Annotated in this window: 22 protein-coding genes; 19 read left to right on the forward strand and 3 right to left on the reverse strand. The window is 61.2% G+C overall.

Annotated elements, in window-relative coordinates:
* Window positions 1-266 precede the first annotated feature (266 nt).
* The 3 genes from ACIPIZ_RS26350 to selO are packed head-to-tail and all read left to right on the forward strand — an operon-like array spanning window position 267 to window position 6,909.
* Entirely contained in the window at window positions 267-2,009 is a 1,743-nt protein-coding gene (locus tag ACIPIZ_RS26350) for a potassium/proton antiporter (RefSeq protein ID WP_105705986.1), read from the forward strand.
* 34 nt (window positions 2,010-2,043) lie between these two features.
* The gene (gene mscK / locus ACIPIZ_RS26355) at window positions 2,044-5,397 is read left to right on the forward strand and encodes a mechanosensitive channel MscK (protein WP_064388834.1); all 3,354 of its coding nucleotides are present in this window, start codon (window positions 2,044-2,046) and stop codon (window positions 5,395-5,397) included.
* A gap of 48 nt (window positions 5,398-5,445) precedes the next feature.
* Complete coding sequence (selO, locus tag ACIPIZ_RS26360; protein ID WP_401168357.1) at window positions 5,446-6,909, forward strand: protein adenylyltransferase SelO; 1,464 nt, start codon at window positions 5,446-5,448, stop codon at window positions 6,907-6,909.
* 6 nt (window positions 6,910-6,915) lie between these two features.
* Here the strand turns inward: selO and ACIPIZ_RS26365 are convergent, their stop codons facing one another.
* A complete protein-coding gene (locus ACIPIZ_RS26365) occupies window positions 6,916-7,317 on the reverse strand; it encodes a type II toxin-antitoxin system HigA family antitoxin (RefSeq protein WP_064388836.1) in 402 nt (133 codons plus the stop codon).
* Entirely contained in the window at window positions 7,314-7,610 is a 297-nt protein-coding gene (locus ACIPIZ_RS26370) for a type II toxin-antitoxin system HigB family toxin (protein ID WP_105705990.1), read from the reverse strand. Before ACIPIZ_RS26370 ends, ACIPIZ_RS26365 begins: the two co-directional genes overlap by 4 nt.
* Window positions 7,611-7,804: 194 nt before the next feature.
* Here ACIPIZ_RS26370 and trxC point away from each other — a divergent pair, with 194 nt between their 5' ends.
* Complete coding sequence (trxC, locus tag ACIPIZ_RS26375; RefSeq protein ID WP_401168360.1) at window positions 7,805-8,239, forward strand: thioredoxin TrxC; 435 nt, start codon at window positions 7,805-7,807, stop codon at window positions 8,237-8,239.
* Between the two features lie 129 nt (window positions 8,240-8,368).
* Here trxC and ACIPIZ_RS26380 read toward each other — a convergent pair whose 3' ends face one another.
* Window positions 8,369-9,139, reverse strand: a complete 771-nt coding sequence (locus tag ACIPIZ_RS26380) for a ParA family protein (protein WP_064388839.1) — start codon at window positions 9,137-9,139, stop codon at window positions 8,369-8,371.
* 356 nt (window positions 9,140-9,495) lie between these two features.
* Between ACIPIZ_RS26380 and ACIPIZ_RS26385 the strand changes: the two genes are divergently transcribed.
* The 15 genes from ACIPIZ_RS26385 to ACIPIZ_RS26455 are packed head-to-tail and all read left to right on the forward strand — an operon-like array spanning window position 9,496 to window position 23,448.
* Entirely contained in the window at window positions 9,496-10,221 is a 726-nt protein-coding gene (locus tag ACIPIZ_RS26385) for a beta-ketoacyl synthase chain length factor (RefSeq protein ID WP_064388840.1), read from the forward strand.
* Window positions 10,197-11,006: a 1-acyl-sn-glycerol-3-phosphate acyltransferase gene (locus tag ACIPIZ_RS26390; RefSeq protein ID WP_064388841.1), complete on the forward strand. Its 810-nt coding sequence runs from the start codon at window positions 10,197-10,199 to the stop codon at window positions 11,004-11,006. The genes ACIPIZ_RS26385 and ACIPIZ_RS26390 overlap by 25 nt, the downstream gene beginning before the upstream one ends.
* Window positions 10,987-11,247, forward strand: a complete 261-nt coding sequence (locus ACIPIZ_RS26395) for a phosphopantetheine-binding protein (protein ID WP_064388842.1) — start codon at window positions 10,987-10,989, stop codon at window positions 11,245-11,247. The genes ACIPIZ_RS26390 and ACIPIZ_RS26395 overlap by 20 nt, the downstream gene beginning before the upstream one ends.
* A 9-nt stretch (window positions 11,248-11,256) precedes the next feature.
* Window positions 11,257-11,511, forward strand: coding sequence for an acyl carrier protein (locus tag ACIPIZ_RS26400; RefSeq protein ID WP_064388843.1), 255 nt, complete (start codon window positions 11,257-11,259; stop codon window positions 11,509-11,511).
* Entirely contained in the window at window positions 11,508-12,053 is a 546-nt protein-coding gene (locus ACIPIZ_RS26405; protein WP_064388844.1) for a hypothetical protein, read from the forward strand. The genes ACIPIZ_RS26400 and ACIPIZ_RS26405 overlap by 4 nt, the downstream gene beginning before the upstream one ends.
* Window positions 12,050-13,729, forward strand: coding sequence for an acyl-CoA synthetase family protein (locus tag ACIPIZ_RS26410; protein ID WP_064388845.1), 1,680 nt, complete (start codon window positions 12,050-12,052; stop codon window positions 13,727-13,729). The genes ACIPIZ_RS26405 and ACIPIZ_RS26410 overlap by 4 nt, the downstream gene beginning before the upstream one ends.
* 59 nt (window positions 13,730-13,788) lie before the next feature.
* Complete coding sequence (locus tag ACIPIZ_RS26415) at window positions 13,789-14,523, forward strand: glycosyltransferase family 2 protein (protein WP_253480744.1); 735 nt, start codon at window positions 13,789-13,791, stop codon at window positions 14,521-14,523.
* Window positions 14,520-15,467 (forward strand): glycosyl transferase, encoded by a 948-nt coding sequence (locus ACIPIZ_RS26420; protein ID WP_105706000.1) that lies wholly within the window; start codon window positions 14,520-14,522, stop codon window positions 15,465-15,467. The genes ACIPIZ_RS26415 and ACIPIZ_RS26420 overlap by 4 nt, the downstream gene beginning before the upstream one ends.
* Window positions 15,448-16,992: a histidine ammonia-lyase gene (hutH, locus tag ACIPIZ_RS26425; protein WP_064388848.1), complete on the forward strand. Its 1,545-nt coding sequence runs from the start codon at window positions 15,448-15,450 to the stop codon at window positions 16,990-16,992. Before ACIPIZ_RS26420 ends, hutH begins: the two co-directional genes overlap by 20 nt.
* The gene (locus tag ACIPIZ_RS26430; RefSeq protein ID WP_016983876.1) at window positions 16,985-17,410 is read left to right on the forward strand and encodes a thioesterase family protein; all 426 of its coding nucleotides are present in this window, start codon (window positions 16,985-16,987) and stop codon (window positions 17,408-17,410) included. The genes hutH and ACIPIZ_RS26430 overlap by 8 nt, the downstream gene beginning before the upstream one ends.
* Window positions 17,407-18,009, forward strand: coding sequence for an outer membrane lipoprotein carrier protein LolA (locus tag ACIPIZ_RS26435; RefSeq protein WP_064388850.1), 603 nt, complete (start codon window positions 17,407-17,409; stop codon window positions 18,007-18,009). Before ACIPIZ_RS26430 ends, ACIPIZ_RS26435 begins: the two co-directional genes overlap by 4 nt.
* Complete coding sequence (locus ACIPIZ_RS26440; protein WP_401168369.1) at window positions 17,993-20,332, forward strand: MMPL family transporter; 2,340 nt, start codon at window positions 17,993-17,995, stop codon at window positions 20,330-20,332. The genes ACIPIZ_RS26435 and ACIPIZ_RS26440 overlap by 17 nt, the downstream gene beginning before the upstream one ends.
* Window positions 20,329-21,492, forward strand: a complete 1,164-nt coding sequence (locus tag ACIPIZ_RS26445; protein ID WP_064388852.1) for a hypothetical protein — start codon at window positions 20,329-20,331, stop codon at window positions 21,490-21,492. Before ACIPIZ_RS26440 ends, ACIPIZ_RS26445 begins: the two co-directional genes overlap by 4 nt.
* The gene (locus tag ACIPIZ_RS26450) at window positions 21,479-22,726 is read left to right on the forward strand and encodes an NAD(P)/FAD-dependent oxidoreductase (protein ID WP_122855548.1); all 1,248 of its coding nucleotides are present in this window, start codon (window positions 21,479-21,481) and stop codon (window positions 22,724-22,726) included. The genes ACIPIZ_RS26445 and ACIPIZ_RS26450 overlap by 14 nt, the downstream gene beginning before the upstream one ends.
* Window positions 22,723-23,448, forward strand: a complete 726-nt coding sequence (locus tag ACIPIZ_RS26455) for a class I SAM-dependent methyltransferase (protein ID WP_064388854.1) — start codon at window positions 22,723-22,725, stop codon at window positions 23,446-23,448. Before ACIPIZ_RS26450 ends, ACIPIZ_RS26455 begins: the two co-directional genes overlap by 4 nt.
* Window positions 23,449-23,572: the final 124 nt, after the last annotated feature.

Raw genomic sequence — 23,572 nt, forward strand, 5'->3', positions numbered from 1 at the left:
GAAAGGGAGCAGATCTTTGTGCTTTTCAAACCTGAGTTCGACTCAGAATTTTCAGGTCGATGTACCTCGCACAAACACCTCGATCAGTCCCCTCTCCCCCTGGGAGAGGGCTAGGGTGAGGGCTGCAATCTTCAGCCGAACCAAAATCCCGAACACGCCAGCGTAAAAACCTTTTTGACAGCATCACATTTCAACAGGTTAGAATCGCTGGCACGCAGACTGCATGGTCAGTTTGTGCCCGTCTTTCCGCTTCTGGAGTACTGCCTTTGAATGCGACGACCATCAACAGCCTGTTCTTGATCGGCGCGTTGCTGGTAGGTGCGAGCATTCTTGTCAGTTCATTGTCTTCGCGTCTCGGCATTCCGATTCTGGTCATTATTCTCGCGGTCGGCATGGCCGCCGGGGTCGATGGCGGCGGAATCATTTTCGATAACTACCCGACGGCCTATCTGGTCGGCAACCTCGCACTGGCGGTGATCCTCCTCGACGGCGGTTTGCGCACGCGAGTGTCGAGTTTCCGCGTAGCCTTGTGGCCGGCGCTATCGCTGGCCACGGTCGGGGTGCTGATCACCACCGGGCTGACCGGCATGGCGGCAGCGTGGCTGTTCGATCTGAATCTGATTCAAGGCCTGCTGATCGGCGCCATCGTCGGCTCCACTGACGCCGCAGCGGTGTTCTCGCTGCTCGGTGGCAAAGGCTTGAACGAACGGGTGACCGCCAGCCTGGAAATCGAATCCGGCAGCAACGACCCGATGGCGGTATTTCTCACTGTCACTCTGATCGACATGCTCGCCAGCGGCCAGACCGGCCTGCACTGGAGCCTGTTGACTCACCTGATCCGCGAGTTCGGCATCGGCGGCGTGATCGGTCTGGGCGGAGGCTGGCTGATGCTGCAACTGGTCAACCGGATCAATCTGGCGGCCGGCCTGTATCCGATTCTGGTGATCGCCGGCGGTCTGCTGGTATTCGCCCTGACCAACGCCCTGCACGGCAGCGGCTTCCTCGCCGTTTACCTGTGCGGCCTGGTCATCGGCAACCGTCCGGTGCGCAGCCGTCACGGCATTCTGCACATGCTCGACGGCATGGCGTGGCTGGCGCAGATCGGCATGTTCCTCGTGCTGGGGCTGCTGGTGACGCCGCACGATTTGCTGCCAATCGCCCTGCCCGCACTCGGTCTGGCTCTGTGGATGATTCTGTTCGCGCGGCCGCTGTCGGTGATGGTCGGCCTGCTGCCGTTCAAGGCATTCCATGGTCGTGAGAAGGCGTTTATTTCCTGGGTTGGCCTGCGCGGTGCGGTACCGATCATTCTCGCGGTGTTCCCGCTGATGGCCGGGCTGCCGAATGCACAGCTGTACTTCAACCTCGCGTTTTTCATCGTGCTGGTATCGCTGCTGGTGCAGGGCACGAGCCTGCCGTGGGTCGCCAAGCTGCTGAAAGTGACGGTGCCGCCGGAGCCCGCGCCGATCTCCCGATCAGCGCTGGAAGTGCACATCACCAGCGAGTGGGAACTGTTCGTTTACAAGCTCGGCGCGGAAAAATGGTGCATCGGTTCACCCTTGCGCGAGCTGAAAATGCCCGAAGGCACACGTATCGCGGCGCTGTTTCGTGGCCAGCAACTGCTCCATCCGTCGGGTAGTACGGTGCTGGAAGTCGATGATTTGCTGTGCGTTATCGGCCATGAACACAACCTCGGCGCCCTCGGCAAACTGTTCAGCCAGGCACCGCAACGCGGCCTCGATCTGCGTTTCTTCGGCGACTTCGTGCTCGAAGGAGACGCCCAGCTTAAAGCGGTTGCAGCGCTTTATGGGCTGCCGGCCGAAGGCATCGATCCAGACATGACCCTGGGCGCCTTCATTGCCCACAAGGTCGGTGGTGCCCCCATCGTCGGCGACCAGGTGGAGTGGAACAACACCCACTGGACCGTCGCGGTCATGGACGGGAACAAGATCGGTAAAGTGGGCGTCAGATTCCCCGAAGGAAGTCGCCCGGGCCCCGGGCTCTTCCTCTAAACTGCGTCCACTCTCACTTGCTCGACCGGTCTCTATGCCTACCCTGCGTTCCTTTTTCGTCGCGGCCCTGCTGGGCCTGAGTCTTACTGTCGGCCCCCTGTACGCCGCCGAACCACCGTCCAGCGACGCCGTGCAGGCCAGCCTCGACAAGCTCGCCGACAGCAAACTGCCGGATGCCGATAAAAAGAGTCTGCAAACGATCCTGCAGAGCACGCTCAATCAGCTGAACAATCAGCGCGATTACGAACAGAAACTGGTCGATCTCAAGCAGCAACTGGCGACCGCGCCCAAGCAAACGATTGAAAATACCCGCGAGCTGACGCGCCTCAAGGCCACGGCAGTGATACCGGTGGCGCAACGCTTCCCCAGGGAATCGATCCAGCAACTGGAGCAGATCCTCACTGATCGCTCCACTCAGCAAAGCGATCTGCAGAAAGCCCTGGCCGACGCCAACAGCCTGATCATCACCGCACAGACGCGTCCGGAACGTGCCCAGGCAGAAATCTCCGCCAGCCAGACGCGCATCCAGCAGATCAATAACATCCTCAAATCCGGCAAGGACGCGGGCAAGACCGTCAGCGCCGAACAGCGTGACCAGCTCAACGCCGAGCTGGCGGCGCTGAACGCGCTGATCCCGCTGCGCCGCCAGGAACTGGCCGGCAACAGCCAGTTGCAGGATCTGGGCAACGCCCAGCATGACTTGCTCGCGGAGAAGTCCGACCGCCTCGACCGCGAGATCCAGGAACTGCAAACCCTGATCAACCAGAAACGTCTGGCGCAGTCTCAGGAGACGGTCACCCAGCAATCGATCGAGGCGCAAAAGTCCGGTGGCAGCAGCCTGCTCGCGAGTGAGAGCACCGCCAACCTCAAGCTCTCGGACTATCTGCTGAAAAGCACCGACCGCCTCAACGAAGTCACCCAGCAGAACCTGCAGACCAAGCAGCAACTCGACAGCCTGACCCAAAGCGACTCGGCGCTCGACGAGCAGATCAACGTGCTCAAGGGCAGCCTGCTGCTGTCGAAGATTCTCTATAAGCAGAAGCAGGCACTGCCGCGCTTGAAGGTCGACCGTGACCTGGCGGATCAGATCGCCGACATTCGCCTGTACCAGTTCGAAGTCAGCCAGCAACGTGAGTTGCTCAGCAACCCGTCGACCTACGTCGACAACCTGTTGGCGACGCAACCGCCTGAACAAGTCACCCCGCAACTGCGCAAAAGCCTGCTCGATCTGGCCAATACCCGCGCCGATCTGCTCGAACGCTTGAACCGCGAATTGAGCGCAGTGCTCAACGAATCGATCACCTTGCAACTCAATCAGAAACAGCTGCTGAGCACCGCGCAGAGCCTGCGCGCGACCCTCGATGAGCAAATGTTCTGGATTCCCAGCAACAAGCCGCTGGACCTTGAGTGGATGCGCAGTGTACCGGAGCGCCTCAAGCGTCAGATCGATACGCTGCCGTGGGCCTCCAGTCTGAGCGAGCTGACCGATGGTCTGATCCAGCGACCGCTGCTGTTCCTGCCGTTGGCGCTGTTGATCGGTGCACTGCTGTGGCGACGCAAGAATCTGTACGCGCGGCTAAACAAGGTTCACCAGGACATCGGCCACTTTAAACGCGACAGCCAGTGGCACACGCCGCAGGCGATCCTGATCAATATTCTGCTGGCGATGCCGGTCGCATTGGGCTTGGCGCTATGCGGACTGGCATTGCAGATCGACGCCCGTGGACAGAACGCCAACATGGGTGCGGCACTGCTGCAGATGGGGCAAGCGTGGCTGGTGTTCTACACCGCGTACCGGATTCTGGCGCCGGGCGGCGTGGCCGAACTGCACTTCCGCTGGGAAAAGCCACAGGTCGAATTCCTTCAGGGCTGGATCCGTCGACTCGGGTTGGTGGTCATGGCGCTGGTGACCATTGTCGCCGTGGCCGAACTGCAACCGGCGGCATTGGCCGACGACGTACTCGGCATGCCGGTGGTGCTGACCTGCTACGCCCTGATGGCATGGCTGCTCAGCCGCTTGCTGATCAGCAGCCCGGCCCACGAGAACACTTCGCTGTTCCGCAAGGCCGTCGGCGTGATGTTCACCTTGCTGCCGATCGCCCTGTTTGTCGCGGTGTGCTTCGGCTACTACTACACCGCGCTGAAACTCAGTGATCGCCTGATCAACACCCTGTACCTGCTGATGTTCTGGCTGGTGATCGAGGCAACTTTCGTGCGCGGCCTGAGTGTTGCTGCGCGACGTCTGGCCTACCAGCGTGCGCTGGCCAAGCGTCAGGCGGCGAAAGAGGCCGGCGACGGCGAAGCGGTGATCGAAGAGCCGACGCTGGACATCGAAAAGGTCAACGAACAGTCCCTGCGCCTGATCCGTCTGGCCCTGCTCGGCGGCTTCATCGCCGCGCTGTACTGGGTCTGGTCGGACCTGATTTCGGTGTTCTCGTACCTCGACAACATCACTCTCTACGAATACACCAGCGGCACCGGCGCCAACATGAGCATGGTGCCGATCAGTATCGGCGACATGCTCGGCGCGCTGATCATCATCGGCATCACCTTCGCCCTCGCGCGCAACTTGCCAGGCCTGCTCGAAGTGTTCGTGCTGTCCAAGCTCAATCTGGCGCAGGGCAGTGCCTACGCGACCACGACGTTGCTGTCGTATGTGATCGCCGGCGTCGGCTTCGTCTCGACCCTGTCGACCCTCGGCGTGAGTTGGGACAAGTTGCAATGGCTGGTGGCGGCGCTGTCGGTCGGCCTCGGCTTCGGTATGCAGGAGATCTTCGCCAACTTCATCTCCGGCATCATGATCCTCTTCGAACGTCCGGTGCGGATCGGTGACACCATCACCATCGGCAACCTCTCGGGCACGGTGAGCAAGATCCGCATCCGCGCCACGACCATCACCGACTTCGACCGCAAGGACATCATTGTCCCGAACAAGACGTTCATCACCGGGCAACTGATCAACTGGTCGCTGACCGACACCATCACTCGGGTAACGCTGAAACTCGGCGTCGACTACGGTTCCGATCTGGATCTGGTCAAGGAACTGCTGCTCAAGGCCGCTCGCGAGAACCCGCGCGTACTCAAGGAACCCGAGCCACACGTGTACTTCCTCAACTTCGGCGAAAGCACGCTGGATCACGAATTGCGCATGCACGTGCGCGACCTCGGTGACCGCAACCCGGTGCTCGATGAGGTCAACCGCTTCATCAACCGCGAGTTCAAGAAGCAGCACATCAACATCTCGTTCCGCCAGATGGAGGTTTACCTGAAGAACCTGCACGGCCAGGAATACAAGATGGTGCCGATCGAACCGGAAACCAAAACCATCGTGCCGATCGCCGACGATCAGAAACCGCTGCAAGAGCCGCCGCCGGCCAAACTCGACTAACCGGTCTGATCCCAGCAGAATGCTCGGACATTCTGCTGGAGCCGGCCCTTGAAAGCCCTCGACGAACTGACCTTCGACAATCGCTTCGCCCGCCTGGGCGATGCGTTCTCCGCCCACGTGCTGCCCGAGCCGATCGACAATCCGCGTCTGGTCGTCGCCAGCCCGGCGGCGCTGGCCCTGCTGGATCTCGACCCGGCGACCGCCGAAACCAACGAATTCGCCGAACTGTTCGGCGGCCACAAGCTGTGGGCCGATGCCGAGCCGCGAGCGATGGTCTATTCAGGGCATCAGTTCGGCGGCTACACGCCGCAACTGGGTGATGGTCGCGGGCTGCTGCTGGGCGAGGTGTACAACGCGGCCGGCGAGCATTGGGACTTGCACCTCAAGGGCGCCGGGCAGACGCCGTTTTCGCGCATGGGCGATGGTCGTGCGGTGCTGCGGTCGTCGATCCGTGAGTTTTTGGCTTCCGAAGCGCTTTACGCGTTGAACATCCCGTCCTCACGGGCAGCCTGCGTGATCGGCTCCGATACGCCGGTCTGGCGCGAAAAGCAGGAACGCGCGGCCATGGTGCTGCGTCTGGCGCCGAGCCACATCCGCTTCGGCCACTTCGAATACTTCTATTACACCAAGCGCCCCGAGCAGCAGAAAGAACTCGGCGAACACGTGCTGGCGATGCATTTCCCGGAATGTCTGGAACAGCCGGAACCGTACCTGGCGATGTTCCGCGAAATCGTCGAACGCAACGCCGGACTGATCGCCAAATGGCAGGCCTACGGCTTCTGCCACGGTGTGATGAACACCGACAACATGTCGATCCTCGGCATCACCTTCGACTTCGGCCCGTTCGCCTTCCTCGACGACTTCGACGCCAATTTCATCTGCAACCACTCCGATGATCAGGGCCGCTACTCGTTCAGCAATCAGGTGCCGGTCGGCCAGTGGAACCTCAGTGCGCTGGCTCAGGCACTGACGCCGTTCATCAGCGTTGAAGCCCTGCGCGAAACCCTCGGCTTGTATCTGCCGCTGTTTCAGGCGCACTACCTCGACCTGATGCGCCGCCGCTTCGGCTTCACCACGGCCGAGGACAATGACCAGAAGCTGCTGGAAGACCTGTTGCAACTGATGCAGAACAGCGGCGTCGATTACACGCTGTTCTTCCGCCGACTCGGTGAAGAATCGGCCGAACAGGCCGTCGCCCGGTTGCGTGATGACTTCGTCGACATCAAGGGTTTTGATGCCTGGGGTGAACGCTACGTCGCCCGGGTTGCCCGCGATGGCGATGCTGATCAAACGCAGCGCCAAGCGCGGATGCATGCGGTCAATCCGCTATACATCCTGCGCAATTACCTGGCGCAAAAAGCCATCGACGCGGCAGAGCAAGGGGATTACTCAGAAGTACGCCGGCTGCACGCGGTGCTGAGCAAACCATTTGAAGAGCAGCCGGGGATGGACGGTTATGCCGAGCGGCCGCCGGAGTGGGGCAAGCATTTGGAGATCAGTTGTTCTTCCTGAGGCGGCCTAGATAAACACGTCTACAGGCAGCTTGAAGTACTCAGCCAACCATCGAACCTGTCGCAGGTTTAGTTGCCGCTTGCCGCTCAGGATCTCAGAGACGACTGACTGAGTGCCCACTCCAGGCAAGTCGCTCTGGGTCAAACCATGCTCACGCATCAGATATCCCAATACTTCAAAACCCGGAGGTTTCGGGACCGGGTGATGCGTTTGATCCCATTCTTCAATCCAGTCACCAATGATATCCACCAAGCTCATCAACGGATGAGACTCGTCATCGCCAGTCATTTCAAGCAACTCGTCAAGTGCCTGAACCAGCGCGTCGTAGTCGTCTTCGTTTTTCGGCTTGCGCAGCAACGGCGAAACGAACTCCCAGTGCTCGGCAGCTTTTTTGATCAGAACACTCATGCCCTTCCCTCCTTCCATTTGCCGCGGTCGTATTCGCGATGATCCAATATGTGCTTGATGTACAGCTTTTGAGGTCGATATCTGACGCAGGCAATCAGCCTCAGTTTGTTACCGCCAATATCGAAAACATGAAAATCTCCCACCTTATCGATAGCGGGAAACAGTGCCTTCATCATTGCAAAGTCTGTTGGCTTGCATCCTTTTGCCACTTCAAGCCAGTGATCCAGCGCACTAGCGGCTGCCGGCCATTTATTCTTAGCTTCTCGTATCCGTTTTCCAGTGATGACATGCATGCAACATCCTTATCGCATTTTGCTATGGGGAGTTAATCACAAACCAAAAATATCGCAAGTTGCGATACAGCTAAGCAGACCAACGGGCTCGCCTGGTCGCCTTCAGACTAGGCACAACGCGAGAGCCTGCACGATTGAAAATATGAGCAAACGTCTCCAACTAGGTGTTATCAGCTCAATTCCGGATTTCGCTCATGACCACCCCACTCCTCATCCCCTGCCCTTCCTGCAATGGCCTCAACCGCATCCCCGCCGAGCGCCTTGCGGACCAGCCCAAGTGCGGACGCTGCAAATCCGCTGTGCTGCTGAACAAACCGTTCGAACTCAAGCAAGGCGATTACGCCAGCCAGATCAAGGGTGATTTGCCGTTGCTGGTGGATGTCTGGGCGGAGTGGTGCGGGCCGTGCAAGTCGTTTGCGCCGGTGTTCGAGCAGGCGGCGGCACAGTTGGCGGGCAAGTGTCGGTTGGCCAAGCTCGACAGCGAGGCGAATCAGCAGTTGTCGGCGCAGTTGGGGATTCGCTCGATTCCGAGTCTGATTCTGTTCAAGAACGGCCGCGAGGTGGCGCGGCAGAGTGGCGCATTCCCGCTGCCGCAATTGATGGCGTGGCTGCGTAGCCAGGGCATCTGACCCACCACCGAACCAATTGTAGGAGTGAGCCTGCTCGCGATGGCGCTGCGTCAGTCAAATAGATGTTGGCTGGACGGACGCCATCGCGAGCAGGCTCACTCCTACAGGGGATCTGCGTAGCTCAAGAGATCAGTGCCCTTCGATCAGGTTATGCAACTCGACGAATTGCTGGGTCAGCTTGTGGCGCGGATCGAGGTGGATCAGCGGCATGCTGGCCTGGTGCGACTCGCGCATGCGCACCGAACTGGTCAGGTACACCGGCAGCACCGGCAATCCTTCGGCAATCAGCTCGTCGAGAATCTGTTGCGGCAGGCTGGCCCGGGCCTGGAACTGGTTGACCACGATACCTTCGACTTCCAGACCTTCGTTGTGGTCGTCCTTCAACTCTTCGATTTCCGCGATCAGGCCGTACAGGGCCTGACGGGAGAAGCTGTCGCAATCAAAAGGAATCAACACGCGATCAGCAGCTATCAGCGCCGATACCGCATAGAAATTCAGCGCCGGCGGGGTATCGAGGTAGATCCGGTCGTAATCCTCGGACAACTCATCCAGCAACTTACGCAGCTTGTTGATCTTGTGCTTGGCCTCAAGCTTGGGCTGCAGGTCGGCCAATTCGGCGGTGGCGGTGATGATATGGAGGTTGTCGAACGGGGTTTCGTAGATATCCGCCTGATTCTTCTTCGAGAACGGCCCCGAGGACAGCGTCTGCTTGAAGAAGTCGGCAATGCCCATCGGAATGTCATCGCCGGTGAGCCCGGTCAGATACTGAGTGGAGTTGGCTTGGGCATCGAGATCCACCAACAACGTGCGATAACCCTCGCTGGCGCTGACCGCCGCCAGATTGCAGGCAATGCTGGATTTGCCTACGCCACCTTTCTGATTGAACACCACGCGCCGCATGACCAAACCTCCGTGTATCAAAGAATGACCGAGTGTAGATGCGCGTGGCCTCGGTTCGCTACCTCCACGGACACGGACTACAAAGTCCGGTGCAAATATCGCCGCATGCGCGACGTAGAAACTGTCATTGATCTTCGCCATGCCCGACAGACAAGCCGCTGACAATCTGGATAATGGCCAAATGACAGTTTTACCGCGAACCAATCGGTACATTTCGTTGCACAAAATGTAACCAGCATTTGCTACACACTCGTCGCACCGGGATAATGCGCGCCACTCGGCGCCAAGCGCCACGCCACGCCCGTCGCGGTTCTGGTGATTCAACGCGTCAATACAAGCCCGCAGGGGCGGGATGAATGTCCGTGATCAACTTCAACATCGCCCAATGGCGCGCGTGGGCCCCCGGGCTCGACAGCGTGGACGCCTGGCAGGCCTGGAGCCGACAACCGGTGGTGCTCCAGAGCAGTGATGCCGCGCCCGATGTGTCGTTTTTGCCGGCCATGCAGCGCCGTCGCCTCAGCCGACTGGCACGCATGGCATTCAGCGTTGGCTGGCCTCTGGCCGACGGACGGGAGAATCTGCCGCTGGTGTTCGTTTCGCGTCATGGTGAAACCCCGCGCACTTACGAGATCCTCAGCGATCTGGCGACCGAGCAACCGCTGTCGCCGACCCAGTTCAGCCTCTCGGTGCACAACGCGATCATCGGCCTGTGGTCGATCATGCGCGGTGAGACCAGCGAAATGACCGCCCTCGCTGCGGCGGGCGACGGCCTCGAACACGGCATGCTCGAAGCCGCTGCCCTGTTGAATGAGGGCGCCCCCGCCGTGCTGCTGGTGATCACCGAAGAACAGCCGCCCGTCGCCTACTCGAAGTGGATCGATGACGTGCCGTTTCCGTACGCCGTAGGCCTGCTGCTCACCCCCGGTACCGACTGGCGGCTGACCCTGAACAGCACCACAGAAGCACTGTCCAACGCGCACTGGCCCCACGCGCTCAATCTGCTGCGAACCCTGCTCGGCCAGCAACCCCTTTGCCAACATGCCTGGAAAAATCGCGTATGGACCTGGCAACGCAGCCTGTAACCGAGAAAAACCGCGACGCCTATTACTGGCGCCTGCTGGCCACCGCCGCAAGCTTCGCCCTGTTCGGGCTCGGCGGGCTGTGCCTGCGCGTGTTGGTGTTCCCGCTGCTGGGCTGCCTGCCCGGTGACGCGCTCCGCCATCGTCAGCGTGCGCGGCAGACCGTCAGTCGGCTGTTCTGGTTCTTCGTGCGGTTCATGGCTCGCACCGGCGTGCTGACCTACGACATTCAAGGTGCCGAACGCCTCGGTCGTCCGGGACAAATGATCATCGCCAATCACCCGTCACTGATCGACGTGGTATTCCTCATCGGTCTGGTTCGCCAGGCCAATTGCGTGGTGAAGAAAAGCCTGTGGGAAAACCCCTTCACTCGCGGGCCGCTGCGCAGCACCGAATACATCAGCAACGACGGCAGCATGGACATGCTCGATGCCGCCGCCCAATCCTTGCAAAACGGCCAGACGCTGATCATTTTCCCCGAAGGCACGCGCACCCAGCCGGGACAGCCACCCGCCTTTCATCGGGGGGCGGCGGCGATTGCCCTGCGCGGTGCGAAAATCCTCACCCCGGTGATCATCAAGGTCAACCCGACCACGCTGACCAAAGCCGAACCGTGGTATCGGATCCCGTCTCGCCGCGTGCACTTCAGTTTTCGCGTCGGGGCCGATATAGACCCACAAGCCTTCGCCGCGCAGGGGCCTGCACCGCAAGCCTCGCGCAAGCTCAACGATTATTTGCACTCTTACTTTATTAAGGAGCTCGCCGAAGATGAGCGATCTGAATCGTGACATCAAACTGCTGATCATCGACGCCCTCGGCCTCGAAGACATCAGCGTCGACGACATCGGCGATGAACAAACGCTGTTCGGCGAAGGCCTGGGCCTGGATTCCGTCGACGCGCTGGAACTGGGTCTGGCGATCCAGAAAAAGTACGGCATCAAAATCGACGCCGACGCCAAAGACACCCGCAACCATTTCACTAACGTGGCGAGCCTTGCGGCCTTCGTCACGGCAAAAAAAGCAGCTTGAGACCGGACCATGCAAACTCGTGACGACATTTTCAACACCCTGCGCGATGCCCTGGTCGAGCTGTTCGAACTGGATCCGGCCCGTGTGAGCCTGGATTCCAACCTGTATCAGGATCTGGAAATCGACAGCATCGATGCGGTCGATCTGATCGACCACATCAAGCGTCAGACCGGCAAGAAAATTGCCGCTGAAGAATTCAAATCAGTGCGCACGGTCGGTGACGTGGTCGAGGCGGTTTACCGTCTGGTTCAACCGGCCGCATGAGCCGATTGATCGGCCTCGGCCTGCTGCTGGCCGGTCTGCTGTACCCCTTTGCGGTGTATTTCGGCATGGAGCATTTTGCTCCGTGGCAGTTCGGCCTGTTGCTCGGCAGCCTGTGGCTGGCGCGGGCGCTGACCGGCGAGCGCAAGCCCGGCAGCCTGTGGATGGCTTGCGTGGCGATCGTGTTTTGCCTGTTGCTGGCACTGTTCGACAGCCCGCTGTTGCTGCGCTGGTATCCGGTGCTGATCAGCGGCTTCATGCTGGTGCTGTTCAGCCTGAGCCTGAAATACGGCCCACCAATGGTCGAACGCCTGGCGCGCCTGCGTGAGCCAGAACTGCCGGACATCGCAATTCGCTACACACGCAAGGTCACCGTGGCCTGGAGCGTGTTTTTCTTCTGCAACGGTTTGTGCGCCGCCCTCCTGACCCTGTGGGCGCCGCTGAATTGGTGGATGTTGTACACCGGCCTGATCTCCTATGGATTGATCGGCCTGATGTTTGCCATTGAATGGCTGATACGACAACGGGTAAGAGGCCGTACATGAACTGGATAAAACTTGAGCAGCTGTTGCTCAAGGCTGTGCCGGCACGAACGATCTGCGCTGCGCCGGCACTCGATCACGCGCAACTGTGCGAGCAGGCGTTGAGCGTCGCCGCCGGCCTGCAAGCGCAGGGCGTGAAGCGCCTAGCTGTGCATCTGGAAGATGCCGCCGAACTGGCCGTCGCACTGCTCGGTGCTTGGCGCGCAGGTGCCAGCGTGTTGCTGCCGGCCGACTTGCAGGCGCAAACGCGTCAGCGCTGGTCGGCTGAGGTCGATCTGTGGCTGACCGATCATCCCGATGACGCGCAGCTCGAAGACCTTTATCAGCCGGCATTGCCCGCTGCCGAACTGGATCTCGACCAGTGCCGTTTGAGCCTGTGTACCTCCGGCTCCAGTGGCGAACCCAAGCGTATCGACAAGACCCTGCACCAAATGGCCAACGAGGTCGAAGCGCTGGAACAGCAGTGGGGCGCGGACCTCGGTGAGGCCTGCATCATCGGCAGCGTCGCCACCCAACATATCTACGGTCTGCTCTTTCGGGTGTTGTGGCCGTTGTGCGCCGGGCGCCCGTTCGTACGCCAGCAACTGGCATTCCCTGAAGACTTGCAGCGCGCCAGCCGCGAGCATGCGGCCTTCGCCTGGGTCGCCAGCCCGGCGTTGCTCAAGCGTATGGGCGATAACCTTGACTGGCCTGCCCTCAGCGCCGTGCGCCGGGTGTTTTCCTCTGGCGGCGCGCTACCGGCAGACGCCGCGCAAAGCCTGCAGCAACGCCTGCAACAGTGGCCGACCGAAATCCTCGGCAGCTCGGAAACAGGTGGTATCGCCTGGCGTCAGGGCCAGCCGCTGTGGCAACCGTTTGCCGGTGTCGAACTGAGTCAGGACAACGACGGCGCGCTGCTGGTCGCCTCGCCCTACCTGCCCGCCGGACACATCGAGCACACCGCCGATGCCGCGCGAATCGCCGCCGATGGCCGCTTCGAACTGCTCGGACGGCTGGACCGGATCGTCAAACTCGAAGAGAAACGCATCTCCCTGCCGATGCTCGAACAAGCCCTGGTCGCTCATGACTGGGTCGCCGAAGCGCGTCTGGGTGTGGTGCAGGAAAACCGTGCGTCGCTGGGCGCCTTGCTGGTCCTCAGCGACTCGGGTCTGTTTGCCTTGCGCGAACACGGCCGGCGCAGCCTGACTGAAGGCCTGCGCAAGCATCTGAGCCAGCACTGTGAAGCGCTGGCCCTGCCGCGGCGCTGGCGGCTGGTGCGGCAATTGCCGCTGAACAGCCAAGGCAAACTGCCTCAAGCCGACGTCGAAGCGTTACTGATAGCCCCACGTCCGAAAGCGCCGGAAGTCTTGGAGCAGGTCGAAACCGATGGCGAGTGGAGCCTGCAACTCAGCGTACCGCCGGATCTGGCCTATTTCAGTGGGCACTTCCCTAAAGCCCCGGTATTACCAGGCGTGGTGCAGGTGGAATGGGCGCTGAACCTCGGTCGCCAATTGCTCAACCTGACTGGCCCGTTTGCCGGGATGGAAGTGCTGAAATTCCAGCAACTGGTGCGCCCCGGCGATGAAATCCAGCTGCACCTGCGCTTTGATCCCGAACGCAGCAAACTGTATTTCGCTTATCGCAATGACACGGCGACCTGCTCCAGTGGCCGAATTCTGCTGGGGGTTGAGCATGATTGACCTTGGTGAGTGCTACGCACTCAATCGCGAGCAGGCTCACTCCTACAGGGATCGTCGATATGCATAATCCCTGCGCCGTTATCCCGGTTTACAACCACGAAACCGCGATTGCCACTGTGGTCGACGCTCTGCTCGCCCAAGGCCTGCCGTGCATTCTGGTGGACGACGCCAGCACCCAATCCTGCGCGAAGGTGCTCGATACTCTGGCCGAGCGCGACAAGGTGCATTTGGTACGCCTCACCGCCAATCAGGGTAAGGGCGGTGCAGTGATGACCGGTTTGCGCGAGTCCGCGCTGCTGGGCTTCACCCATGCACTGCAGGTCGATGCCGACGGTCAGCACGATTTGCACGATGTCGCCCGTTTCGTCGATGAATCCCGCGCCCATCCCGAGGCGCTGATCTGCGGTTATCCGCTGTTCGATGAAAGCGTGCCAAAAGGCCGCTTGTACGCACGCTACCTGACCCACATGATGGTCTGGATCAACACACTGTCGCTGCAGATCCGCGACTCGATGTGCGGTTTCCGCGTTTATCCACTGGCCTCGACGCTGGCGGTGATTGATTCGGCAAAAATCGGCAAGCGCATGGATTTCGATTCGGACATTCTCGTGCGCCTGTCGTGGCGCAATCAGCCGATGCGCTGGTTGCAGACCAGCGTGCATTACCCGCTGGATGGCGTGTCGCACTTCCGCCTGTTCCACGACAACGCGCTGATTTCAAGCATGCACACGCGGCTGTTCTTCGGCATGTTGCTGCGTTTTCCGCTGATCCTCTGGCGACGGTGGCGAGCATGACCAACGAGGTCGACAAGAAGCATTGGGCTGACCGCGAAGAACGCGGCAGCTTCCTGCTGATGAAATTCACCGCGTTCGCCGCCAAGGTACTGGGCAGACGCCTGCTCAGCCCGTTGCTGTACGGCATCGTCCTGTACTTTTTCCTGTTCGGTCGCACCGCCCGGCGCAGTGCCTGGCAATACCAGCAGCGCTTGGCCGACTGGAATCAGCGCGAGGATTTGCGCCCGACGCATTGGCGGGTGTTCGGCCAGTTCATGGCCTTCGCCGACTCGATGCTCGACAAACTCGACGTGTGGAACGGCAAGCTGAGCATCGAACAGATCGAAATCATTGACCCGGCATTGTTACGCAATCAATTGCGCGGCAGTCGCGGGCAACTGCTGGTCGGCGCACACCTGGGCAATCTCGAAGTCTGCCGCGCACTGGCGGAGATCGGCGAAAAGGTCACCATGAATGTGCTGGTGCACACCAAGCACGCCGAGCAATTCAACCGCCTGCTCGGCGAAGCCGGGGCGACCAATCTGCGCCTGATTCAGGTCAGCGAACTCGACCCGGTAATCATGCTGCAACTGCACGAACGCCTGGAGCGCGGCGAGTGGCTGGCGATTGCCGGCGACCGCGTGCCGCTGCACGGCGGGCGAAGTGTGACCGTAGACTTTCTCGGCCATCCGGCGCCGTTCCCGCAGGGCCCGTGGCTGCTGGCCGGTCTGCTGAAATGCCCGGTCAATCTGCTGATGTGCCTGAAACAACCGGACGGTCACTATCGCCTGACCCTCGAGCCCTTCGCCGACGCCGTGGTGTGGAAGCGCAGCGAGCGCGAGCAGGTCATTCATCAGTGGGCCACCCGCTATGCGCAGCGCCTGAGTCACTATTGCCTCGAAGCGCCGCAACAATGGTTCAACTTTTACCCTTTCTGGAAGACCGATGACGACGCCAACCCATGAGCCGGTAACCTTCGGCGAACGCCCTTTGCGCATCGAAGACGTGTTGGCCCTGGCCAACCGTCAGGCGCCCGTGCAACTGCAGAGCGACGCCGAGTATCGCGAGCGCATCGCCAAGGGCGCGCGGTTCCTCGATTCGCTGTTGGACAAGGAAGGCGTGATCTACGGCGTGACCACCGGTTACGGCGACTCCTGCGTGGTCGCAGTGCCGTTGCATCACGTCGAAGCGTTGCCGCGTCATCTCTACACCTTCCACGGTTGCGGCCTGGGCAAACTGCTCGACGCGCAAGCCACCCGCGCGGTGCTGGCGGCGCGGTTGCAGTCGTTGTGCCACGGCGTGTCCGGGGTGCGCGTGGAACTGCTGGAGCGTCTGCACGCGTTCCTCGAATACGACATCCTGCCGCTGATTCCGGAAGAAGGTTCGGTCGGCGCCAGCGGCGATCTGACGCCGCTGTCCTACGTTGCCGCCACCCTCTCCGGCGAACGTGAAGTGATGTTCCGTGGCGAGCGCCGCCAGGCTGCCGATGTGCACCGCGAACTCGGCTGGACGCCGTTGGTGCTGCGCCCGAAAGAAGCGCTGGCGCTGATGAACGGCACCGCCGTGATGACCGGCCTCGCCTGCCTGGCCTTTGCCCGCGCCGACTACCTGCTGCAACTGGCCACGCGCATCACCGCGCTCAACGTGGTCGCGCTGCAAGGCAACCCGGAGCACTTCGACGAACGTCTGTTCGCCGCCAAACCGCACCCGGGGCAAATGCAGGTCGCCGCGTGGCTGCGCAAGGATCTGGCGATCGACGCGCCGACTGCGCCGCTGCATCGTTTGCAGGATCGCTATTCGCTGCGCTGCGCCCCGCACGTACTCGGCGTGTTGGCCGACAGCCTGAACTGGCTGCGCTCGTTCATCGAAACCGAACTGAACAGCGCCAACGACAACCCGATCATCGATGCCGAAGCCGAGCGCGTGTTGCACGGCGGGCACTTCTACGGCGGCCATATCGCGTTCGCCATGGACAGCCTGAAGAATCTGGTGGCCAACGTCGCCGATCTGCTGGATCGACAGCTCGCCTTGCTGGTCGATGAGCGTTACAACCATGGTCTGCCGAGCAATCTGTCTGGCGCGCCAGCGGATCGCGCGATGATCAACCACGGCTTCAAAGCCGTGCAGATCGGCACCAGCGCCTGGACCGCCGAAGCGCTGAAAAACACCATGCCGGCCAGCGTGTTCTCGCGCTCCACCGAGTGCCACAACCAGGACAAGGTGAGCATGGGCACCATCGCTGCCCGCGATGCGATTCGTGTGCTGGAGCTGACCGAACAGGTCGCCGCCGCTACCCTGCTCGCCGCCAACCAAGGCGTATGGCTGCGCGGTCAGGCCGAAGATGCGCGACCGTTGCCGCCGTCGCTGGCAGCGATGCACGAGGAACTGGCCAAGGACTTCCCGCCAGTCATCGAAGACCGCGCACTGGAAGGCGAATTGCGCCTGTGTCTGCAACGCATCGCCGCGCAACACTGGAGGCTGCATGCGTAGCGCCGGAGTGCTTCACGCCGACACTGAAATCCTCGTGCCGTTTTTCGACGTCGACACCATGCACGTGGTCTGGCATGGCCATTACGTCAAATACCTCGAAGTGGCGCGGTGCGCGCTGCTGGACAAGATCGGCCACAACTACACGCACATGGTCGAGTCCGGGTTCGCTTGGCCGATCATCGACCTGCAACTGCGTTACGTACGCGGTGCGGTGTTTGGCCAGCGCCTGAATGTGCGCGCCAGTCTGGTCGAATGGGAAAACCGCCTGAAGATCAACTATCTGATCACCGACCTGCACAGCGGCGAGCGCCTGACCCGCGCCAGCTCGGTGCAGGTCGCCGTCGAAGTCAGCAGCCGCGAGATGCAGCTGGCGTCGCCAAAAGTCTTCACCGATGCCGTGGAAAGGATGCTGCGATGAATGTTTTTGCTAAAAGCCTGAGCGCGCTGGCGCTGCTGGCGATGTCGACACTGGCCAACGCCTTCGACCTGCAACAGCTCAGTGAGCAACTGGCGAAACCGGAGGTGATCCACGGCCAGTTCATCCAGGAAAAACACCTGCGCGCCCTGCCGCAACCGCTGATCAGCAAGGGCAGCTTCGTCCTGGCGAAAAATCACGGCCTGCTGTGGCTGCTGAAAACCCCGCTGCAACAGGACTATCGCATCAGCGCCAAAGGCATCGCCCGCCGTGACGGCAATGGTTGGCAGCTGCTGCCAAACAAGAGCGCCGGGGCCGAGCAGAACCGCTTGTTCCTTGCCGTGTTGCAAGGTGACAGCAGCGGCCTGCAACGGGATTTCGAACTGGCCCTGAGCGGCGACGCGCAGCAGTGGAAACTCACGCTGACACCGCGTTCGGTGTTGCTCAAGCAAGTGTTCAACCAGATCAACATTGACGGCAGCACGCTGGTGCAAACCATCGAACTGCTGGAAACCCAAGGCGACAGCACCGTGCTGCGCATGCAGGACAGCACCGCCGGGCAACCATTGAGCGACGCGGAGCAACATGACTTCGCCGAGTGAACGCAGGCTGCCCTGGCTGTTTCTGATCCTGCTGCTGGCCGTCGTCGCACTGGCGGGCTGGCAGTGGCGCGACGGTGCGCCGCTGTCGGCGAACCTGATGGAACTGGTACCCGGCACTAATCCGGACGCTCTCGAACTGCGTGCCGAACAGCGTATGCAGGAACCGCTCAACCGCGAAATGCTGGTGCTGGTCGGCCACGCCGATCGCCAGCAAGCCGTGGCCATGGCGCAGACGCTGGGTGAACAGTGGCAGGCCAGCGGCCTGTTCGAAAAAGTGCAGTGGAACCTGCAAGCGGACCTGCCGGCCCTGCGCACGCAACTGCTGCTGGGGCGCCTGGCGATGTTGTCGACGGACGATCAGCAACTGCTCACCGAACATCCCGATGTGTTCATCCATCAGCGAGTGCAGGCGCTGTTCGACCCGTTCACAGGGTTCAGTCTGGTGCCGAATCAGGATGATTGGCTGGGCCTGACCGCACGCATCCAGAACAGCCAGCCACAGCATGGTTCGGTGCAACTCGACATCGGCAGCGGCGCACTGGTTGCCGATGCTGACGGCAAGAGCTGGGTCATGCTGCGTGCGCGCACCACCGGCAATGCCTTCGACATGAACCTGCCGCTGCAAGTGGCCGATCTGCTCAAGCACAGCCGTGAACAAGCGGCGAAAGCCGACGTGCAATTGCTTGCCGCCAGTGGCCTGCTGTACGCGGCCAATGGTCAGCAGCAAGCGACACGCGAGATGACCTGGGTCGGCGGCGGTGCCACTGTCGGCATTCTGCTGTTGCTGCTGTTGGCGTTTCGTCGCTGGCGCGTGCTGCTGGCGTTCGTGCCGGTGCTGGTCGGCATGCTGTTCGGCGCGGTGGCCTGTGTAGCGCTGTTCGGCCATATGCATGTGATGACGCTGGTACTCGGCTCCAGCCTGATCGGCGTGGCAGTGGATTACCCGCTGCACTACCTGTCGAAGAGCTGGAGCCTGAAGCCGTGGCGCAGTTGGCCGGCCTTGCGTCTGACCTTGCCCGGGCTGACCCTGAGCCTGATCACCAGCACCATCGGCTATCTGGCGCTGGCGTGGACGCCGTTCCCGGCGCTGACGCAAATCGCGGTGTTCTCCGCCGCCGGGCTGCTCGGCGCTTATCTGTCGGCGGTGTGCCTGCTGCCGGCACTGCTGAAAAATGTCGAACTGCGTCCCGCACAATGGCCGCTGCATCTGGCCGAGCGCCTGGTCAATCTACGCGAAAAACTCCTTGAGCGCGTACGCACACCGGTGCTGTTGGCGCTGCTGATCGCCTTCTGCGTCGGCGGTCTGGTGCAACTGCAAAGCAAGAACGACATCCGCCAGTGGGTCGGTGCGCCGCAACATCTGACCGATGAAGCACAGACCATCGCGCGGATCACCGGCTATCAACCCACCAGTCAATTTTTCCTCGTGCGCGGCGCCAATCAGCAAGAACTGCTGGAACGCCAGGCCGCGTTGAGCGATCGCCTGCAACAACTGGTCAATCTCGACAAGCTGCAAGGCTATCTGGCTCTCGATCAACTGGTCAGCCCGCCGAGCCAGCAAGAAGAGGTGCGCGCAGCGCTGAACAAGTTGCCGCAATACTGGCAGCCGCTGCTAGAACTCGGCGTGCCGCTCGCCGCGCTGCAAACCGAGTTGCAACAGTTGCAGACCGTGCCCGCCGAAGACATCGACACCGCGCTCGCCGGCCCGCTCGGCGAACCCTATCGCATGCTCTGGCTGGGGCCGACCGAAGACGGCGTGGCGGCGATAACCAGCCTGCAAGGCTTGAACAACCCTGCTCTGCTACGAATACAGGCCCTGGATTTGCCGGGGGTGATGCTGGTCGATCGTCTCGGGGAGTTGAATGAAGTGTTCGCCGCCACGCAGGTCAGCGCGGCCGAACTGAAGCTCGCCTCTTGCGTGCTGATCGTGCTGGTGCTGATCCTGCCGTTTGGCTTCGGCGGCGCCTTGCGCATCGTTGCCCTGCCGTTGCTGGCGGCGCTGTGCAGCCTGGCCAGTCTTGGCTGGCTCGGCCAGCCGCTGACGCTGTTCAGCCTGTTCGGTCTGCTGCTGGTGACGGCGATCAGTGTCGACTACGCGATCCTCATGCGTGAGCAGGTCGGTGGTGCGGCGGTGAGCCTGCTCGGCACGTTGCTGGCCGCCGTGACGACGTGGTTGTCATTCGGTCTGCTGGCAGTGTCGAGCACGCCGGCCGTCAGCAATTTCGGTTTGTCGGTGAGCCTTGGTCTGGCGTTCAGCTTCCTGCTTGCACCGTGGGCCGGACGTCACGAACACCGTGCCACTGTTGCGGAGCCGGCAGCATGATGGTCGTTGCCTTTTGGCTGCTGGCCTTGGCGCTGTTTGTCACGGCCACCCATGTCGGTCGGCATTTCGGTCTGATTCCGATTGTCAGCCAACTATTACTCGCAAGCTTCGGTTTGCCACTGCTGATGTATTTCTGGATCGAGCCGGGCTGGCAACTCAGCGGCGCTCAACTGATCGCTCCAGACTGGCTGAAAAACCTCTACAGCCTGAGTTTCGCCCTGCTCCTGGGGCATATCCTCAGTGATGTGATCGATCTGAAACTGGATCGCCAGAGTGTGAAAATCGCCATACCGAGCTTCGTCGTGCCCTTCGTCTGCGGTCTGGCAGCGGCTTACTGGCTGTTGCCTGCGCAACCGTGGCTCAGCTCTTTGGCAATCGGGCTGGTCTTTGCGATTACCGCGATCCCGGTGCTGTATCTGTATCTGCGTCACATCGATTACCCGCCCGCCGCCACCCGGCGGCTGGTGCAAACCGCGATTCTCATCGATCTGAGCTGCTGGACACTGTTCGGCCTCGCCCAAGGCAGTCTGCACCTGAGCAGCCTGTTGCTACCGCTGGGGCTCGCCTGTGTACCGTTGTTGCTGCATCTGTTCCGCGTGCGCCGCCCGCTGACCTACAGCCTCGGCTTCTTCGCACTGTTGGTGATGGCCGAGCATTACAGACTCAATGCGCTGATCTTCGGCATCGGCTATCTGCTGTGCATGGCCGCACTCAAAGTGCCGCTGGTGCTGCCGTTGCCGGCGCGCTGGATGAGCCGTTTGCAGACGTGGGTCGCGATCCCGCTGATCCTCACCTTCGGCATCGTGCAAATCGATGTGCACAGCGCTTTGGCCAGTCTCGGCGCGGCGCAATGGGCGACGCTGCTGCTCTTGCCGATTGCCAGTAAACTGCTCGGCAACTGGCTCGGCCTCGGTTGGGCCGGCGCCTCGTTCGCAGGCGCCAGCCGCTGGCGCGAGAGCGTGCTGCTGAACATCCGTGGGCTGAGCGAAATCGTCTTCCTCAATTTGCTGCTGCAACAACAGCTCATCACCCCGGCGCTGTATTTCGCGCTCATGCTGATGGGCCTGATCGCGACGCTGCTACCGGCCCTGATCGGCCTGCACAGCGCGCCTATGAATCTGAAAAACCCTTTGCCCCGGAGCTCGCGTGCCAATCGTTGAAATGGAATCCCGTCAGGTCGTGATCATCGGTGCCGGCCCTTCCGGCGCAATCGCTGCGGCGTTGCTCAAGCGCAAGGGCCACGATGTCCTGGTGATCGAGCGCCAGCACTTTCCACGCTTTTCCATCGGTGAAAGCCTGCTCAGCCATTGCCTGGACTTTGTCGAAGAAGCCGGCATGCTTGACGCCGTCAACGCCGCTGGCTTCCAGCGCAAGACCGGTGCGGCTTTCGCTTGGGGCGAGCGCTACAGCGCGTTCGATTTCAGCGACACCTTTACCGACGGCAAGCCGACCACGTTCCAGGTGCAGCGCGCCGATTTCGACAAACTGCTGGCCGATCAAGCGGCGCTGCAAGGCGTCGAAATTCGCTATGGCGATGCCATCGTCAGCGTCGATTTCGACCGGGCCAAACCGCAGCTGGATGTGCGTCGCGAGGACGGCAGCGAATACCGCGTCGAAGCGAATTTCGTCCTTGATGCCAGCGGCTATGGCCGGGTGCTGTCGCGCTTGCTCGATCTGGAAGCACCGTCGAATTTTCCGGTGCGCCAAGCGGTGTTCACCCACGTCGAAGATCACATCGACACCCCGGGGTTCGACCGTGAAAAGATCCTCGTCACCACCCACCCGCAGCATCGCGATGTCTGGTTCTGGACGATCCCGTTCAGCAACGGTCGTTGTTCGGTGGGCGTGGTCGCTGCCGCCGAACACTTCGTCGGTCGCGATGCCGACCTCGACGCCTGCCTGCGCAGCTTTATCGCCGAGACGCCAAGCCTCGCCGGCGTGCTGAACAACGCCGTGTGGGACACCCCGGCGCGCACCCTCGGCGGCTACGCGGCCAACGTGAAAACCTTGCACGGGCCGGGCTTCGCCTTGCTCGGCAATGCAGCGGAATTTCTCGACCCGGTGTTCTCTTCCGGCGTGACCATCGCCATGCGCTCGGCGAGCATGGCCGCTGCCGTGCTGCACCGGCAGTTGCAGGGCGAAACGGTCGACTGGCAAAGCGAGTTCGCCGAACCGCTGAAGCGCGGCGTCGACACCTTCCGCTGCTATGTCGAGGGCTGGTACGCCGGCACCTTTCAGGACGTGATTTTTTACGAAGACAGTCAGGCAGACATTCGCCGGATGATCTGCTCGATCCTCGCCGGTTATGCCTGGGATGAGCGCAATCCGTTCGTCAGCGAAGCGCGGCGTCGTCTGAAAATGATCTCCGAACTCTGTGCAAAGGACGCCACATGAATTACTTGAGCGACAGCTACGTCGAGGAAACCCGCTTCGGTTTCTGGTTCCTGCGCAGCCACACCTGGCAGCATCATGTATTGCGCGTGGCGATCAACGATTTGCGTGGGCTGTTCAGTGAGTCGCTGCCACAGAACCCGGTGTTGCTCGATGCCGGTTGCGGCCAGGGCAAGTCGTTCGCCCATCTGCGCCAGACCTTCGTGCCACAGCGCTTGATCGGCATTGACGCCGATCCGCACAGTCTTGAGTTGAGCGGCGAAGAAGCGGCGCGTCTGGGTCTCGATGTTGAACTGATCGGCAGCGATTGCGCGACGCTCAATGTGCCGGACGCCAGCGTCGATCTGCTGTTCTGTCACCAGACCTTTCATCATCTGGTCGAGCAGGAAAAAGCGCTGGCCGAGTTTTATCGTGTGCTCAAGCCTGGTGGGTATCTGCTGTTCGCCGAGTCCACCGAGGCCTACATTGATACCTGGGTGATCCGCTGGTTGTTCCGCCATCCGATGCATGTACAAAAGAGTGCGGCGCAGTACCTGGAGATGATTCGCGGGCAAGGGTTTGATTTTACCGAGCGCAACGTCTCGTACCCGTATCTGTGGTGGAGCCGGTCGAAGGATTTTGGCTTGCTGGAGCGGTTTGGGTTACGCAAGCCGAAGCCGTTTGGGCAGCGTGAAGAGACGTTGGTCAACGTCGTCGCGCGCAAGCCGCTGACAGAGGTTTCCTGATGTACACAAATCCTTGTAGGAGTGAGCCTGCTCGCGATAGCGGTGGGTCAGCCAACCTGTATTGTGAATCCATGACCGCTATCGCGAGCAGGCTCACTCCTACAGTGACCGCAGTGCTGCGACT

This window comes from Pseudomonas sp. NPDC087690 (assembly GCF_044743175.1).
In the GTDB taxonomy this organism is placed as follows: domain Bacteria; phylum Pseudomonadota; class Gammaproteobacteria; order Pseudomonadales; family Pseudomonadaceae; genus Aquipseudomonas.

Coding starts and splice junctions, on each gene's coding strand:
- mscK (WP_064388834.1), top strand. CDS start 2,044: ATGCCTACCCTGCGTTCCTTTTTCGTCGCGGCCCTGCTGGGCCTGAGT.
- ACIPIZ_RS26365 (WP_064388836.1), bottom strand. CDS start 7,317: ATGAGTGTTCTGATCAAAAAAGCTGCCGAGCACTGGGAGTTCGTTTCG.
- ACIPIZ_RS26370 (WP_105705990.1), bottom strand. CDS start 7,610: ATGCATGTCATCACTGGAAAACGGATACGAGAAGCTAAGAATAAATGG.
- trxC (WP_401168360.1), top strand. CDS start 7,805: ATGACCACCCCACTCCTCATCCCCTGCCCTTCCTGCAATGGCCTCAAC.
- ACIPIZ_RS26380 (WP_064388839.1), bottom strand. CDS start 9,139: ATGCGGCGCGTGGTGTTCAATCAGAAAGGTGGCGTAGGCAAATCCAGC.
- ACIPIZ_RS26385 (WP_064388840.1), top strand. CDS start 9,496: ATGTCCGTGATCAACTTCAACATCGCCCAATGGCGCGCGTGGGCCCCC.
- ACIPIZ_RS26390 (WP_064388841.1), top strand. CDS start 10,197: ATGGACCTGGCAACGCAGCCTGTAACCGAGAAAAACCGCGACGCCTAT.
- ACIPIZ_RS26395 (WP_064388842.1), top strand. CDS start 10,987: ATGAGCGATCTGAATCGTGACATCAAACTGCTGATCATCGACGCCCTC.
- ACIPIZ_RS26400 (WP_064388843.1), top strand. CDS start 11,257: ATGCAAACTCGTGACGACATTTTCAACACCCTGCGCGATGCCCTGGTC.
- ACIPIZ_RS26405 (WP_064388844.1), top strand. CDS start 11,508: ATGAGCCGATTGATCGGCCTCGGCCTGCTGCTGGCCGGTCTGCTGTAC.
- ACIPIZ_RS26410 (WP_064388845.1), top strand. CDS start 12,050: ATGAACTGGATAAAACTTGAGCAGCTGTTGCTCAAGGCTGTGCCGGCA.
- ACIPIZ_RS26415 (WP_253480744.1), top strand. CDS start 13,789: ATGCATAATCCCTGCGCCGTTATCCCGGTTTACAACCACGAAACCGCG.
- ACIPIZ_RS26420 (WP_105706000.1), top strand. CDS start 14,520: ATGACCAACGAGGTCGACAAGAAGCATTGGGCTGACCGCGAAGAACGC.
- hutH (WP_064388848.1), top strand. CDS start 15,448: ATGACGACGCCAACCCATGAGCCGGTAACCTTCGGCGAACGCCCTTTG.
- ACIPIZ_RS26430 (WP_016983876.1), top strand. CDS start 16,985: ATGCGTAGCGCCGGAGTGCTTCACGCCGACACTGAAATCCTCGTGCCG.
- ACIPIZ_RS26435 (WP_064388850.1), top strand. CDS start 17,407: ATGAATGTTTTTGCTAAAAGCCTGAGCGCGCTGGCGCTGCTGGCGATG.
- ACIPIZ_RS26440 (WP_401168369.1), top strand. CDS start 17,993: ATGACTTCGCCGAGTGAACGCAGGCTGCCCTGGCTGTTTCTGATCCTG.
- ACIPIZ_RS26445 (WP_064388852.1), top strand. CDS start 20,329: ATGATGGTCGTTGCCTTTTGGCTGCTGGCCTTGGCGCTGTTTGTCACG.
- ACIPIZ_RS26455 (WP_064388854.1), top strand. CDS start 22,723: ATGAATTACTTGAGCGACAGCTACGTCGAGGAAACCCGCTTCGGTTTC.